At 73.5% G+C, this 14,785-nt stretch carries 14 protein-coding genes; 7 read left to right on the top strand and 7 right to left on the bottom strand.

Annotated elements, in window-relative coordinates:
- Positions 1–122 precede the first annotated feature (122 nt).
- Entirely contained in the window at positions 123–857 is a 735-nt protein-coding gene (locus tag C5N14_RS14215; RefSeq protein WP_117668560.1) for a TIGR03089 family protein, read from the bottom strand.
- A gap of 367 nt (positions 858–1,224) precedes the next feature.
- Here C5N14_RS14215 and C5N14_RS14210 point away from each other — a divergent pair, with 367 nt between their 5' ends.
- Positions 1,225–2,496, top strand: coding sequence for a hypothetical protein (locus C5N14_RS14210; protein ID WP_243639582.1), 1,272 nt, complete (start codon positions 1,225–1,227; stop codon positions 2,494–2,496).
- A 44-nt stretch (positions 2,497–2,540) separates the two neighbouring features.
- Here C5N14_RS14210 and ligD (C5N14_RS14205) read toward each other — a convergent pair whose 3' ends face one another.
- Together ligD (C5N14_RS14205) and ligD (C5N14_RS14200) are read right to left on the bottom strand one after the other, a co-directional pair.
- On the bottom strand, positions 2,541–3,449 hold the full coding sequence (gene ligD, locus C5N14_RS14205; RefSeq protein WP_117668559.1) for a non-homologous end-joining DNA ligase: 909 nt from the start codon (positions 3,447–3,449) through the stop codon (positions 2,541–2,543).
- Positions 3,439–4,380 (bottom strand): non-homologous end-joining DNA ligase, encoded by a 942-nt coding sequence (gene ligD, locus C5N14_RS14200; RefSeq protein WP_117668558.1) that lies wholly within the window; start codon positions 4,378–4,380, stop codon positions 3,439–3,441. Before ligD (C5N14_RS14200) ends, ligD (C5N14_RS14205) begins: the two co-directional genes overlap by 11 nt.
- An 86-nt stretch (positions 4,381–4,466) precedes the next feature.
- Between ligD (C5N14_RS14200) and C5N14_RS14195 the strand changes: the two genes are divergently transcribed.
- Positions 4,467–5,474 (top strand): Ku protein, encoded by a 1,008-nt coding sequence (locus tag C5N14_RS14195; protein ID WP_117668557.1) that lies wholly within the window; start codon positions 4,467–4,469, stop codon positions 5,472–5,474.
- Between the two features lie 43 nt (positions 5,475–5,517).
- Here C5N14_RS14195 and C5N14_RS14190 read toward each other — a convergent pair whose 3' ends face one another.
- Entirely contained in the window at positions 5,518–5,910 is a 393-nt protein-coding gene (locus tag C5N14_RS14190) for a PPOX class F420-dependent oxidoreductase (RefSeq protein ID WP_117668556.1), read from the bottom strand.
- A gap of 212 nt (positions 5,911–6,122) precedes the next feature.
- Here C5N14_RS14190 and C5N14_RS14185 point away from each other — a divergent pair, with 212 nt between their 5' ends.
- From C5N14_RS14185 to C5N14_RS14175, 3 genes are all read left to right on the top strand, one after another.
- Positions 6,123–6,791 (top strand): FKBP-type peptidyl-prolyl cis-trans isomerase, encoded by a 669-nt coding sequence (locus tag C5N14_RS14185; RefSeq protein ID WP_117668555.1) that lies wholly within the window; start codon positions 6,123–6,125, stop codon positions 6,789–6,791.
- Between the two features lie 161 nt (positions 6,792–6,952).
- On the top strand, positions 6,953–7,777 hold the full coding sequence (locus tag C5N14_RS14180) for a hypothetical protein (protein WP_117668603.1): 825 nt from the start codon (positions 6,953–6,955) through the stop codon (positions 7,775–7,777).
- Positions 7,778–7,940: 163 nt separating this feature from the next.
- Positions 7,941–8,594: an HAD family phosphatase gene (locus C5N14_RS14175; protein WP_117668554.1), complete on the top strand. Its 654-nt coding sequence runs from the start codon at positions 7,941–7,943 to the stop codon at positions 8,592–8,594.
- A 30-nt stretch (positions 8,595–8,624) separates the two neighbouring features.
- Here the strand turns inward: C5N14_RS14175 and C5N14_RS14170 are convergent, their stop codons facing one another.
- A complete protein-coding gene (locus C5N14_RS14170; protein ID WP_117668553.1) occupies positions 8,625–9,419 on the bottom strand; it encodes a DUF981 family protein in 795 nt (264 codons plus the stop codon).
- 225 nt (positions 9,420–9,644) lie between these two features.
- On the opposite strand from C5N14_RS14170, the gene C5N14_RS14165 reads away from it, so the two are divergent.
- The gene (locus C5N14_RS14165) at positions 9,645–10,652 is read left to right on the top strand and encodes an NADPH:quinone reductase (RefSeq protein WP_117668552.1); all 1,008 of its coding nucleotides are present in this window, start codon (positions 9,645–9,647) and stop codon (positions 10,650–10,652) included.
- A gap of 204 nt (positions 10,653–10,856) precedes the next feature.
- Here C5N14_RS14165 and C5N14_RS14160 read toward each other — a convergent pair whose 3' ends face one another.
- A complete protein-coding gene (locus C5N14_RS14160; RefSeq protein ID WP_207892734.1) occupies positions 10,857–12,491 on the bottom strand; it encodes a fatty acid--CoA ligase in 1,635 nt (544 codons plus the stop codon).
- 71 nt (positions 12,492–12,562) lie between these two features.
- On the opposite strand from C5N14_RS14160, the gene C5N14_RS14155 reads away from it, so the two are divergent.
- Entirely contained in the window at positions 12,563–13,054 is a 492-nt protein-coding gene (locus tag C5N14_RS14155; RefSeq protein WP_117668550.1) for an NUDIX domain-containing protein, read from the top strand.
- Between the two features lie 45 nt (positions 13,055–13,099).
- Here C5N14_RS14155 and C5N14_RS14150 read toward each other — a convergent pair whose 3' ends face one another.
- Positions 13,100–14,776, bottom strand: a complete 1,677-nt coding sequence (locus C5N14_RS14150; RefSeq protein ID WP_117668549.1) for an MDR family MFS transporter — start codon at positions 14,774–14,776, stop codon at positions 13,100–13,102.
- Positions 14,777–14,785 lie beyond the last annotated feature (9 nt).

The raw sequence follows: 14,785 nt of genomic DNA, 5'->3' as shown, positions 1-14,785 counted from the left end.
GGAGCGCTGTTTACCGTCCTTCCCACTCGACCGGCCCTCGCCCTATCGACCCGGTGGACGGCGCACCGGCGGTCTCCCGCACGCCGGGAACCGCGCACGCGTCACCCGGGTCGACCAGGGACTCACAGCACCTTCGTGACCCCCTCGGCGGCGATCAGCGCGTCCCGCCGGGCCGGGTCGAGGTTGGCGCAGACCACCACCGACGCACCCGCGACCAGCGGCGCGAGCAGCCACTTCACCGGCTCCTCGTGCTCCGCCGCGTCGACCAGCAGCCGGTCGCCGGGGCGCAGGTCCAGCGAGTCGGCGATGTGCCGGGCGAGCTCGCCCCACGCGTGGTAGCTCGTCCCGTCGGGCGTCGCCGCGAACGACGGGTGGACCGCCGCGTACGCGGGCGGGGCGTCGCCGTGCCGGCGCACCTCGGGGAGGAAGTCCCGCCACCCGTCGGGCACCTCGGCACGGGGATCGCCGAGGCCCAGCACGAAGCGGTGTCGCCCCTCGGGGACGTTCTCCAGCCAGTCGTCCAGCCGCGCCCAGGACGCGAATACCGCGTCCAGCGGCTCGTCGGCGCCGGGCCCGAGCACCGGCAGGCCGGCCGTCGCCCTCGGCCGGAACGACACCGCCACCCCGATCGACCACGCGCCGAGCAGCACGGCGGCGGTCTGCCAGTGCGCCGGCAGCAGCACCGCCGCCCGGTCGCCGACGTCCAGCCCGCAGCCGTCGCGCAGCAGGGCGGCAGTGCGCGCGGCCCAGCCGCCCAGCTCGGTCGCGGTCAGCTCGGTGCGCTCACCCGTCGCGCCGTCACAGAAGATGAGCAGCGGCCGGTCGGCCCCCTCGGTCACACCTTCCGGCCGGGACATGGCAAGACCTGGTCCCATCGGACACCCCCTCCGCCGACCACCGTCCCCGCCACCCTACCGACCGCCAACCCCCTTCCGACGTCCCCGACGCCGCCCGCCGGGCTCCCCTCCGGTAGCGCGCAAATTCCGGGAATCAGTGGCCATGCGCCGACCCCGAGGCCACTGATTCCCGGAATTGGCGCGATCTCGTGGAAGCCGGCGCGCGGGAGCGGTGTCGACTTTGGTCGACGGCACGTCGACCGTCGGCCGTTTCCGCCGGCGGCCGGGTCGGCGAGTGTGGAGACACGCCGGTCCGGGCCGGAACTCAGCGGTCGGAAGCCACACCGGCGCCGCGACCGCAGGACCACCGACACCGCGAGGTAGCGCCATGATGGGATCACCGCGACCAGGGCAGACGCCAGGCGAGCGGACGGCCGACGCGGAACGCGCCCCGGCGGAGCAGGCCCTTCCGTTCCGGCGGCGGATCGTTCCCGTCCTCGCGCTCCTGACACTCGCCCCGTGGGCCGCCGAATGCTCCTGGGGTGGCTTCGCCGTCACCGACTTTCCGCTGGCCGTGGCCGTGCTGGGACCGATGTACGGCGGGGCCGCGATACTCATCCGGGAGACGGCCCGGCGCACCGGCGGCGGCTGGCCGGCCATCGTCCTGCTCGCCGCCGCGTTCGGGGTGGTCCAGGCCGGGCTGGTCGACCAGTCCCTGTTCAACAAGGGGTTCCTCGACGACACCGAGTTCGCCGGCCTGGACGCCGATGCTCGGGCGACCCTGGTGCCGATGCTCGGGGTCAGCGTCCAGCAGGCGCTCGGCTACATCGGCAACCACATCGCGCTGAGCATCTGCGCGCCGATCGCGATCGTGGAGTCGTTCCTGCGCCCGGAGCGCCGGCACCGGCCGTGGCTGGGCCGGCCCGGCCTGGCGGTCGTCGGCGTCCTCTACCTGCTCGGCAGCCTGCTGATCTTCTCCGACGACGAGGGTCGCAAGGGTTTCCTGGCCAGCCCGGTCCAGTTGTCCGTCGCGGCCCTGACGGCGCTCGCGCTCGTCGGCGCGGCTCTGCTGCCCCGCTGGCGACGCGACCGCCGGCAGGCGCCCGCCGGCATGCCTGCGGGCGGCCCCACGCCCGGGGCAGGGTTCGCGGCTCGCTCCGTGTCTGGAGCGGGGGCGGCGAATGCCCCAGCGCCCGGAGCGGGACCGGCGAGTGCCCCAGCGCCCGGAGCAGGGGCGGCGAATGCCCCAGCGCCCGAGGCAGGGACGACGAATGCCCCGGTGCCTGGAGCGAGGCCGGAGCCGGTGGCGGCCCGTGCCCCACGGCCCGTCTGGGTGGGGGCGGTGGTGCTGGGTGCCCACCTCGGCGCAGCCCTGTTCACCGGGTGGCTCACCGTGGCGGTCCAGGCGGTGGCCGCCACGGTGGCGGTGGTGGTGGTCGTGGCCTGGTCACGGCGGGCCGGTTGGGGGCAGCGGCACGTCCTCGCCGCCTGGGGTGCTGGGCTGGTCAACGCCGCCGCATTCGCGTACGTCGTGCCGAGCTACGCACGGACGTCACCGGCGGAGGCCCTGGTCACCGACGTCGCCATCAGCGTGATCACGCTCGCGCTGCTCGGCTGCGCGTTCTGGCGGCTGAGCCACCAGTCCCCTGCGCCACACTGAGCCTCCGGTAGACATCTCCCCCATCCGGCTGGAGGACGGTGCCGCTACGCCACCGCCGGACCGCCGTCGAGCAGCGGGGCGAGCAGATCCCCCTGCTTCTCCACCCGCTTGAGCACCTCGGCGGCGGTATAGGGGCGAGCCGCCGGCCGCTTCCCGGCCGCGCCCGCCGCCACCTCGTCCCAGGTCAACGGCGTCGACGCCGACGGCACCGGCTGGGCCCGCAGCGAGTACGGCGCGACCGTCGTCTTCGCCGCGTTGTTCTGACTCCAGTCGATGAAGACCTTCCCCCCGCGCAAGTTCTTCGCCATCCTCGACAGGATCAGCTTCGGGTGCGCGGACTCCAGCTCCTGCGCGATCCGGTGCGCGTACTCAGAGACGACATCCGAGGACTGGGTGCCGGCGATCGGGCAGCAGAGCTGCATGCCCTTCTTGCCGGACGTTTTCGGGTACGAGTCGATGCCGTCGTCGGCGAGGCGGTCGCGCAGCAGCAGCGCCACCTCGCAGCACTCGCGCAGCCCGGCCGGCGGGCCCGGGTCCAGGTCGACGACCATCGTGTCCGGGTGGGTGCCGATCCTCCACTGCGGGGTGTGCAGCTCCAGGGCGGCGAGGTTGGCCAGCCAGACGAGGGTGGGCAGGTCGTCGGCCACGACGTAGTCGATGGTCTCCCGCCCCTTGGTCGACCCGGGCGCGGGCAGCGTCTCGACGCGCACCCAGTCCGGGGTGGCGGCCGGGGCGTTCTTCTCGAAGAAGCTCTTGTCCGCCACCCCGTTCGGAAAGCGGATCCGGGTGAGCGCCCGGTCGGCCAGGTGCGGCAGGAGCACCGGGGCGATCCGGGTGTAGTAGTCGATCACCTCGCCCTTGGTGAACCCGGCCGCCGGATAGAGCACCTTGTCCAGGTTGGACAGCTCCAGCGAGCGCCCCTGCACGTCGACGCGGAACCGGTCACCCGGCATCCTCCACCTCCTGCGGCGGCTTGTCCGGGCGGATCCGCAGCACGCGGGGGAAACGCAGCCGTCCGTCCGGGGTCCGCTGACCGTACTTCACCTCGACCACCACGGCGGGCCGTACCCAGATGGCGGCCCGGGCGTCCTCGCGCGGGACGTCCCCGGCGAACGGCGACGTGTCGGCGCGCAGCGGCTCCAGCTCGCGCAGCAGTTCCCGCTCGATGGCCGCGCCGATGCCGCCGCCGACCCGGCCCCGGTAGACGAGCCGGCCATCGGGGCCGGGCACCCCGACCAGCAGCCCGCCGATCTTGCGCGCGCCGGGCCGCCAGCCGCCCACCACGAAGTCGCCGGTCACCTCCAGCTTGACCTTCACCCAGTCGGGGGAGCGGACCCCGGGCCGGTAGACCGAGCCGGCCCGCTTGGCCATCACCCCTTCGAGGCCGTGCTCGCCGGCCGCCTCGTAGGTGGCGGGGCCGTCGGTGAAGGTCGGCGGCACCGCCCACCGGGCAGCGCCGAGGCCGAGGCCCTCCAGCAGCTCCCGCCGCTGCCGCCACGGCCGGCCGGTCAGGTCCGCGCCGCGCAGCCGGAGCAGGTCGAAGATCATGTACGTCACCGGCGCGGTCGCCGCGAGCCGGGCCGCCTTCGCCGCGTCCCGCACGTGCATCCGCTCGGCCAGCGCGGTGAACGAGGGCTGCCCGGCCTGGTTGAACAGCACCACCTCGCCGTCCAGCAGCGCGTCGTCGACCTGCTCGCCGAGGGTGATCAGCTCGGGGTACGCGACGGTGATCTCGACACCGGAGCGGGCGTACAGGCGCTGCCGGCCGGCGGTGGTGTCGGCCAGCGCGCGTACGCCGTCCCACTTGAACTCGTACGCCCAGTCGGCGCCGGCGGGCAGCGGGCCGGTCATCGCGAGCATCGGCTTCAGCGGCGCGCCGGGCATTTCCTGACTGTAGTAGGGCAATGGAAGTGCTCGCGCCCGCTTCGATCCTTTGGGATCCTGAGCTGAACCGGGGAGAGGAGCGGGGTATGCGGGCGATCTGGAAGGGGGCGGTCTCGTTCGGGCTGGTCTCGATCGCGGTGAAGCTCTATTCGGCCACCGAGGAGAAGGACATCCGCTTCCACCAGGTGCACCGGGAGGACGGCGGGCGAATCCGCTACAAACGCACCTGCTCCGTCTGCGGCGAGGAGGTCACCTACGACGACATCGCCAAGGGATACGACATCGGCGGCGGCGAGATGGTGATCCTGACCGACTCCGACTTCGCCGACCTGCCGCTGACCACCTCGCGCGCCATCGACGTGCTGGAGTTCGTCCCGGCGGAGCAGGTCGACCCGATCCTCTACAACAAGGCGTACTTCCTGGAGCCGGAGGGCGCGGCGACCAAGCCGTACGTGCTGCTGCGCGACGCGCTCGCCGACTCGGAGCGGGTGGCGATCGTCAAGGTGGCGCTGCGCCAGCGGGAGCAGTTGGCCACCCTGCGGGTCCGCGAGGGTGTGCTGCTGCTCAACACGATGCTCTGGCCGGACGAGGTGCGCACCCCGGACTTCGGCTTCCTGGACGAGGACCTGAAGGTCCGGCCCCCGGAGCTGGCGATGGCCAGCTCGTTGATCGACTCGATGGCCGGCGAGTTCGAGCCGGACGTCTTCACCGACGACTACCGCACGGCGTTGCAGGAGGTCATCGACGCGAAGGTGGAGGGCCGTGAGGTGGTCCAGCCGGAGGAGGTCGAGGAGGCCCCGGCCGCGGCGGTGGACCTGATGGCCGCGCTGAAGGCGTCGGTCGAGCGGGCCCGGGCGGCGCGCGGCGAGCAGCCGGAGAGCGGCGGCGGGGAGCCGACCCCGATCACCTCGGCCCGGTCGGCGCAGAAGGCGGCCAAGGCCCCGGCGAAGAAGGCCGCCGGGAAGAAGACGGCCGCGAAGAAGGCCGAGGGTACGAAGAAGGCGGCCCCGAAGAAGGCCGCGGAGTCCGGCACCGCGAAGAAGGCCCCGGCCCGGAAGGCCGCCCCGAAGAAGGCCCCCCGCAAGACCGCCTGACGGTGCGGCGGGGCCTCCGGTCGGCCGGAGGCCCCGCCGCACGTCAGCCGCGGCCGAGCTTCTGGGTGGGGGTGACCCGGACGATCACCCGCTCCTCGCCGGGCTGCCGGAACGGGTAGGTGTCCTGCCCGAGGTACTTCTGCGCCATCCGGTCGATGTGCTCGTCGGCGCCCTCCTCGACCAGTTCGGTGGTGCCCTTCACCCACAGGGTGCGGAAGTCGTCGGCCTTGTCGACGACGGAGACCGCGACCACCGGGTTGCGTTGGAGGTTGTTGTACTTCTGCCGCCCCTTGGCGGTGTTGAACACGATGTGCTCGCCGTCGGTGTCCACCCACACCGGCGTCACGTGCGGGGTGCCGTCCGGCTCGATGGTGGCCACGTGGGCGAGCTGCGGTTCGGCCAGCAGGGCCAGATCTACTTCGGTGAGGATCGCCATGGTCGTGAAACTACCCCCGCCGGGAGCCCCGCACCGGGTAACCGTGCAGCGGTCGCCCCGCAGCGGCCGAACGGGACGGGACGCGCGGGAACGGGACGCGGGGGACGGGACGGGCACCGGCCGAGGCAGCACCGAGGGAAGCAGGGCGGGTACCGTGTGCGCTGGCCTCGGCAGCGGCCGCCGGGCCCCCACCTCTTGATCAGGGAGTCGACGTGAGCGAGCGTGTGCAGAACCGGTCGGCGGGCCAGGGCCCGGGCGGCAAGGCGGAGCGGCGGCTGGCCGTCCAACTGGCGGCGAAGAAGGCCGCCGAGGCGAAGCGTCGCCGGCAGTCCATCCTCGGCGCGCTCTCCGGCATCGCCGTCGTGGCGATCCTGATCGGGGTCTTCGTCGCCGTGAACCGGGGCGACGACGACGCGCCGGAGCAGACGGCGTCCGCCCCGTCGGCCGGGGCCAGCGCCCCGTCGGCCGAGCCCACCGCACCGCCCGCCCCGCAGCTTCCCGAGGGGATGGACCCGGCGCTGGCCACCAAGCCGAAGGTCGAGGCGGGCAAGGGCGAGCTGAAGAAGCTCACCGTGACCACGCTGGTCAAGGGCAAGGGCCCGGCGGTCAAGTCCGGCCAGCAGATCACCACCAACTACGTGGGCGTGTTCTACAAGGACGGCAAGGAGTTCGACGCGTCCTGGAAGAGCGGCCAGCCGGCCACCTTCGCGATCGGCGTCGGGCAGGTCATCAAGGGCTGGGACCAGGGCCTGGTCGGGGTGACCGTGGGCAGCCGGGTGCAGCTCGACCTGCCCGCCGAGCTGGCGTACGGCAACGACGCCTCCAGCGGCCGGCCGACCGGCCCGCTGCGGTTCGTCGTCGACGTGCTCGCCGCCCAGTAGCGCGGCCGGTCATGCGGTAGTTCACAGCGGTCTTCCTTCCGGTCGCCCACGACCAGTAGGTTCGGGGTCACCGTGGGCGGTTCCGGCCGTGCCACGGTGATTCCCGACCCGACGCGGAGGTGCACGTGGCGGCGCTGGACGACCCGGGGTTCGCCCGGCTGATGTGGACGCACTTCGAGCCGGTGCACGCGGTCACCTACTTCCACCCACGCGCCCGCGCCGCCTACGAGGCGGTCGGGCTGCGCGGCTACTGGCGGGGGTACTTCGCCGGCCGGGCCGCCCCGCTCGGCGCCACCGAGGCGGCCCCGGTGGTGGCGGCGTTCTTCAGTTTCGCCCCGCACATGGTGGCCCGGGCGCTGCCGGCGGTGTGGCGGCTGGCCACCCCGGAGGAGGCGCTGCGCGCCCGGCTCACCGGGGCGGTGCAGGCGCTGGCCGAGCTGACGTACGAGCTGCCGGAGGGGCACCTCGCCGAGGCCGCCGAGTTGCTGGAGACGGCCGCCCGCGCGGCGCAGCCCGCCGGTCGGGTGCTGGGGGCCGCGAACGTCGCCCTGCCGGCCGCCGAGTACCCGCTGGCCCGGCTCTGGCAGGCGGCCACCACGCTGCGCGAGCACCGGGGCGACGGGCACGTCGCCGCGCTGGTCGCGGCGGGCCTGGACCCGGTGGAGACGCTGGCCTGGAAGGTGGCCGACGGCATGACGCCGGCGAACCTGCTGGGTCGGGGCTGGTCCGAGGAGCAGTGGCGGGCGGCGGCCGGCCGGCTGGTCGATCGGGGCTGGCTGACGCCCGACGGCGGGCCGACCGGGCCCGGCCGGGCCGCGTTCCGGGCCGTCGAGGACGCCACCGACCTGGCCGCCGCCCACCCGTGGCGGGCGCTCGGCGCGGACCGCACCGAGCGGCTGCGGGAGCTGCTCGAACCGATCGCCCGCGCCGGACACACGGTGATCCCACCGGACAGCCCGATCGGCCTGCCCCCGCTGTCGGTCTGAGCCCGGCGCCGGTCCATCCGGCGGGAACACCCCCGGCGACCCCGCCCGTCGCGGTGCCGGCCCGCCCGTCGCGGTGCCGGCCCGCCCGTCGCGGTGCCGGCCCGCCCGTCGCGGTGCCGGCCCGCCCGTCGCGGTGCCGGCCCAGCTCGGGCAGGATGGGTGCGTGGCGGATGCGGTGGTCTTCGACCTGGACGGCGTGATCGTGGACTCCGAGCCGGTCTGGGAGGAGGTCCGCCGGGCGTACGTGGCGGCGCACGGCGGCGGCTGGCAGCCGGACACCCAGCGCCGGCTGATGGGGATGAGCACCGGCGAGTGGGCCCGGTACCTCAGCGGCGAGCTGGGCGTCGACCGGACGGCCGAGCAGGTCGCCACCGAGGTGGTCGACGAGATGACCCGGCGGTACGCGCAGCGCGTACCGGTGATCGACGGGGCCGACCGGGTGGTGCGCCTGCTGGCGGCACGCTGGCCGCTCGGGCTGGCCAGTTCCTCGCCTACCCGGCTGATCGCGGCGGCGCTGGCCGCGACGGACCTGACCGACGCGTTCGGGGCGACGCTGTCGACCGAGGAGACCGCGCACGGCAAGCCCGCCCCGGACGTGTACCTGGCCGTCGCCCGGCGGCTCGGCGTCGACCCGGCCCGCTGCGTCGCGGTGGAGGACTCCTCCAACGGGGTACGGTCGGCCGCCGCCGCCGGGATGCGGGTGGTGGCGGTGCCGCATGGGGCGTACCCGCTGGACCCGGACGCCGAGCGGCTCGCGGCCGTGGTGCTGCCGGCGGTGGGCGACCTGAGCCCGGAGGTCGTCGCCGCCCTCGACTGAGCGCTCCCGGGTCGGTGCGGACGCTTCCGGCTACTGGGTGTTGACGATCAGCCCGATGTGGGTGAAGTAGTTCAGCGCGCCGAAGAGCAGGAACGCGAGCCCGGCGAGGGCCCAGGCCCCGCCCGCGATCAGCACCAGCGGGCGGCGCAGGCGGCGCAGCGCGAACGGGAAGAGCACGGCGCCGACCCCGACTAGGACGTACAGCCCGGAGATGAAGGTCGCTTCCACCAGGGGATACTCGGCGAACTTCCCGGAGATCGGTTCTTCGGGCGGGGCCGCGAAGAGGGTGTACGTCCAGCCGGCGGCGGCGATCGCGAAGCAGGCGAGGCCGAGCGCGAAGACGAACACCGAGATGGGTGCGAGGACCAGCCGGGTGTACCGCAGCCGCTCGTCGGCGACCGCCGGCTCGCGGTCCCCGGCGTCCCCGGTGCCCGCGGCGAGGTCCCCGCTGCCCGCGGCGAGGTCCCCGCTGCCCGCGGCGAAGAGGGGCGCCCGGCGCCACAGCACGAACCCGGCGGCCAGCAGCAGCACGCCGAAGGCGAGTGCGGGTTCACCGAAGATGATGTTGTCGAAGGCGAAGCCCCCACTGGCCAGGGGCCAGGTGAGCGTCATGTGCAGGCCGGTCGCGGCGAGGATGGCCCCAAGGACGACGAAGGCCATCGCCCACCCCTCCGGGACGATCTCCCGCCGGTGCAGCACCTGCCGGCCGAGCGCGACGATCAGCAGCAGGCCGACGCCGGCGGCGACCGACATGATCGTGTTGTAGGTGGGCATCTCCACCCAGTTGATCTTCAATCCGTCCTGAGCGAGCGTGTCCGTGGCCATGCCGCCTCCAGCTCGATCCTCCGCCGCCCGCGCGGGCGGCACCGGTCACCGCCCTGTCCCCGCAGCGGCGGCCGGAAAACCCTCAGGCGGCGACAGTTGTCGCAGGTCAAGGGGCCGTGGCGGTGGATCGCCAGCGGCAAACCGGGCACCCGGTATCGCCGGCCCGGAATGATCAGGGCCCGCCGGGGTAGGGCGGAACGCACGTCCTGACGCGAGGAGACGACGATGAGGGCGATCGTGTACGAGTCCGGCGGTGGCGCCTCGGTGCTGCGCCTGGTCGACCGGCCGGTGCCCGAGCCGGGGCCCGGCGAGGTCCTGGTCCGGGTGGCCGTCTCCGGGGTCAACCCGACCGACTGGAAGTCCCGCCGGCAGGGGCCGCCGGCCGGCTGGCAGATCCCCGGCCAGGACGGGGCCGGGGTCGTCGAGGCGGTCGGCGCGGGCGTGGACCGGAATCTGATCGGCGAACGGGTGTGGATCTGGGAGGCCGCCTGGCAACGCCCCTGGGGCACCGCCGCCGAGTACACGGTGGTCCCGGTCCGGCAGGCGGTTCCCCTCGGGGACGCCTCCTTCGACCTCGGGGCGAGCCTGGGCATCCCGTTCCTCACCGCGCACCGCTGCCTGACGGCCGGGGAGTTCATGCCCGACGGGCTGCACGCCGGCGCGCTGACCGACCACACGGTGCTGGTGCAGGGCGGGGCGGGCGCGGTCGGCAACGCCGCGATCCAGCTCGCCAGGTGGGCGGACGCCACCGTGATCACCACCGTGAGCAGCGCGGAGAAGGCGAACCTCGCGGCGGCGGCCGGGGCCTCGTTCGTGATCAACTATCGCGAGCAGGACGTGGTCGAGGAGGCCCGCAAGATCGCCCCCGACGGGGTGCACACGATCGTCGAGGTCTCGGCGGCGAGGAACGCGGCGGCCGACGTCCAGCTACTGCGCCGGGGCGGGGCGGTCTGCGTCTACGCCGACGACGGCGGGGACGAGGTGACGCTGCCGATCCGGCCGCTGATGGCGCCGAACGCCCGCTGGCAGTTCGTGCTGGTCTACACGGCCCCGACGGCGGCGAAGGCGCAGGCGGTCACCGACGTGGCGGCGGCGGTGGCGCAGGGCGGCGTACGGGTGGGCGCACAGGCCGGCCTGCCGCTGCACCGGCACCCGCTTGCCGACACGGCGGCGGCGCACCAGGCGGTGGAGGGTTCGGTGGTCGGGAAGGTGCTGGTCAGCACCGCCGACTGACCGGGTTCACCGGCTGTTTTCCCCGACGCCGGGACAGAGCCGAACAAGTTTCGCGACAATGGCAGTGCGGGGACGCGCCGTGCGAGGCGGGCGGCCCGCGTGAGACGGGCGGCCCCGGCGCGGTGCGAACGCCGGGGCCGCCCCCTGGGGAGGGATGTCAGGAGTACGTCCCTGCCCCTTCAGGCGAAGATGCGCCTGAAAGCGTTACGGCGTTGTCAGCTCCCGGACACTCAGCCCGCCGTCGGCGTACCGGGAACGGAGCACCTTCTTGTCGAACTTGCCGACGCTGGTCTTCGGGACCGTGTCGATGAAGGCCCACCGCTCGGGAAGCTGCCAGCGCGCCACCGACTGCGCGAGGAAGTCGCGCAACTCCTCGGCGCTCACCTCGGCCCCCTCGCGGACCACCACGGTGGCCAGCGGACGCTCGTCCCAGCGCTCGTCGGGCACGCCCACCACGCACGCCTCCAGCACGGCCGGGTGGGCCATCAGGGCGTTCTCCAGCTCCACCGAGGAGATCCACTCACCGCCGGACTTGATCACGTCCTTGGCCCGGTCGGTGAGCGTGATGTACCCGTCGGGCGACAGGGTGCCGACGTCGCCGGTGCGCAGCCAGCCGTCGCGGAACCTCTCCTCGTCCGGGGTGTCGTCCCCGACGTACCGGTAGGTCACCCACGGCCCGCGGACCTCCAACTCCCCGACGGAGGTCCCGTCGGCGGGCAGCGGCTCGCCCAGCGGGCCGACGATCCGCGCGGCGACCCCGGCCGGAACCCGGCCCTGGGTGTACCGGTAGCGCCAGGCGTCCTCGCCGGTCGCGCCGGACGGCGGCCGGGCCACCGAGCCGAGCGGGGACATCTCGGTCATCCCCCAGGCGTGGATGACGTCGATGTGGTGCCGCTCGTCGAACGCGTGCATCAGCGCGGGCGGGCAGGCCGACCCGCCGACGATCACCTCCCGCAGCGAGGAGACGTCCACGTCGTGGCCGTCCAGGTAGGCCAGCAGGTCGTTCCAGATGGTCGGCACCGCGCCGGCCAGGGTGGGCCGCTCGGCGGCGATCATCTCGGCGATCGGGGCGGCCTGGAGGAACCGGTCCGGCATGATCAGCGACGCCCCGGAGAGGAACGCCGCGTACGGCAGGCCCCAGGACATCGCGTGGAACATCGGCACGATGGCCAGCTCGCGGTGCGTGGGCCCGAGGCCGAACCCCTCGGGCATGCAGACCTGGAGCGAGTGCAGGTAGATGGAACGGTGCGAGTAGGCGACCCCCTTGGGGTTGCCGGTGGTCCCGGAGGTGTAGCAGAGGGCGGCGGCGTCGCGCTCGTCCACCTCCGGCCAGTCGAAGACCTCCGGCCGCCCGGCCAGCAGGGCGTCCCAGTGGTGTACGGCGATCCGGTCGCCCGCCGCCGCCAGCAGCGGGGCGGGGTCGCCGCCGCCGACCACCACCACGTGCCGCACGGTGGCCAGTTCGCCGATGACCCGGGCCAGCAGCGGGATCAGCGTCGAGTCGACCAGCACCACCCGGTCCTGCGCGTGGTTGGCGATGTAGGCGACCTGGTCGGGGGAGAGCCGGATGTTGAGCGTGTGCAGCACCGCGCCCATGCTCGGCACGGCGAAGTACGCCACCAGGTGCTCGGCGTTGTTCCACATGAACGTGGCGACCCGCTCGTCGCCGGTCACCCCGCACTCGTCGCGCAGCGCGTGGGCCAGCCGGGCGGCTGTCCGCCCCACCTCGGCGTACGGCATGCGGCGGGGCTCGCCGCCGGTCCAGGTGACCACCTCGGCCGAGCCGTGCACCGTCGCGCCGTGGCCCAGGATCCGGGCGACCTGGAGAGGGGCGTCCATCATCGTGCTACGCATGGGTAACAAGCTAGTGTCGGCGGTCACACGTTGGGAACCCCAGTTAGGTTGTCCTGGTGAGCATCTCCTGGGCCGACTCGTACGTGGGGCAGCTCCGCGCCCTGGCCGGTGACCGCACCCTGATGTTCGTCGGCGCCCGCGCCGTGGTCCGCGACCGCGCCGGGCGGCTGCTGCTGATCCGGCGGTCCGACAACGGCCAGTGGGCGATGCCGGCCGGCGCGATGGAGCTGGGCGAGTCGATCGCCGACTGCGCCGTCCGCGAGGTGCGCGAGGAGACCGGGCTGCGCGCCCTGCGGGTCGGCGCCTTCGCCCTCTACACCGGCCCGGACCGGATCAACACCAACATGTACGGCCACACCTACCAGGTCTTCACGGTCGCCTTCCGGATCGAGGACTGGGACGGCGAGCTGGCCCGGGTGACCGACGAGACCACCGACGCGGGGTTCTTCCCACGCGAGCGGTTCCCCACCCCGCTGTCCACGTCGGTCACCGAGACCCTCGCCGACCTGGACGTCTTCGAGCAGACCAACCGGCTGATCCTCAAGTAAGCCCGGAGCCGGCCGGCGCCTGGTCCCCGGTCGGCCCGGGCCGGGTCAGAGCATGGTCTGGCTCTTGGCCTCCATGTCGGCGGCGGCCTCGTCCTTCGACTCCTTCGGCAACGGCCGTCCGCCCGGTGCCGGCGCCTTGCCACCCAGCGGGTCGGCGCCGCCGGTGGCGCCCTGCGGGCCGGTGCCGCGTAGCTGCTCGTTCGGCAGGGCCAGGGTCAACAGCACCGCCAGCACCGCGATCAGCCCGGTGGTGAGGAAGACCAGGTGCAGCGACTCGACGAACGCGGACTGGATGGCGGCGCGGACCGGGCCAGGCAGGGCCATGATCGTCGCCGGGTCGTTGATCGAGATGTGCGTCCCGCCGCTGGCCGCCACCGCGGCCCGCTGGTCCGGCGGGAGCTGGGCGATCGCGCCCGGCAGCCGGTCGGCGAGCTGGTCGGTGAGCCGGGAGGAGAGCACCGCCCCGAGGATCGCCACCCCGAACGAACCGCCCAGCGACCGGAAGAACGTCGCCGAGGAGGTGCCCGCCCCCAGGTCCCGGATGTGCACCGCGTTCTGCACGGCCAGGATCAGCGACTGCATGCACAGGCCCAGCCCGACGCCGATCACCACCATGTAGCCGAAGGCCAGCCAGAGCGACGTGGCGACCTGGAGCCGGGTGAACAGCAGCATGCCGGCGAGCAGCACCGCCGAGCCGGCCACCGGGAACCACTTGTACCGGCCGATCCGGCTCATCGCCTGGCCGGTCACGATCGAGGTGACGATGATGCCGGCCATCATCGGCAGCATCAGCAGGCCGCTGCGGGTCGGCGAGGCGCCCTTGACGATCTGGAGGTACAGCGGGATGAAGATGATCGACCCGAACATCACCAGGCCGATGACGAAGCCGGCCCCGTTGGCCAGCGCGAACGTCCGGCTGCGGAACAGCCGCAGCGGCAGGATCGGCTCGCCGACCCGGGCCTCCTGGACCAGGAAGAGCCCGGCCAGCACCGCCCCGGCCACGAACAGCCCGATGATCAGGCCGGAGCCCCAGGCGTACGAGGTGCCGCCCCAGCTCAGCGCGAGCAGCACGCAGCTCACCCCGGCGACCAGCAGCCCCGCGCCGAGCCAGTCGATCGCGTGCTCCCGCCGCTCGAACGGGATCAGCCGCATGACGTGGTAGCAGACCACGATGGCCAGGATCGCCAGCGGCACGTTGATGTAGAAGATCCACCGCCAGTTGGTCTCGGCGAAGTAGCCACCGACCAGCGGACCGGCCACCGAGGAGATGCCGAACACCGCCCCGAACAGGCCCTGGTAGCGGCCCCGCTCCCGGGGCGACACCACGTCCGAGATGATGGTGAACGCCAGCGTCATCAGGCCACCCGCGCCGAGGCCCTGCACGCCGCGGGTCAGAATGAGCTGGGTCATGTCCCGCGACAGCCCGGCGAGCAGCGAGCCGAGCAGGAACGTGCCGATCGAGAAGAGGAACACCGGGCGGCGTCCGTACAGGTCGGCCATCTTGCCGTACAGCGGGGTGGAGGCCGTGGACGCGAGCAGGTACGCGGTGACCACCCAGGAGTAGTGGTCGATCCCGCCCAGCTCACCGACGATGGTGGGCAGCGCCGTGCCGACGATCGTCTGGTCCAGCGCGGCGAGCAGCATGCCGGTCATCAGGCCGAACATGAGCAGGCGGAGCTGGCGGGCGGTCAGCGTCGGGCGGGTGTGGGCTTCGCTGGTCACCCCGCCTTC

Source organism: Micromonospora sp. MW-13 (assembly GCF_003434305.1).
GTDB lineage: Bacteria > Actinomycetota > Actinomycetes > Mycobacteriales > Micromonosporaceae > Micromonospora.
This window is presented reverse-complemented; position numbering and strand designations above follow the sequence as displayed.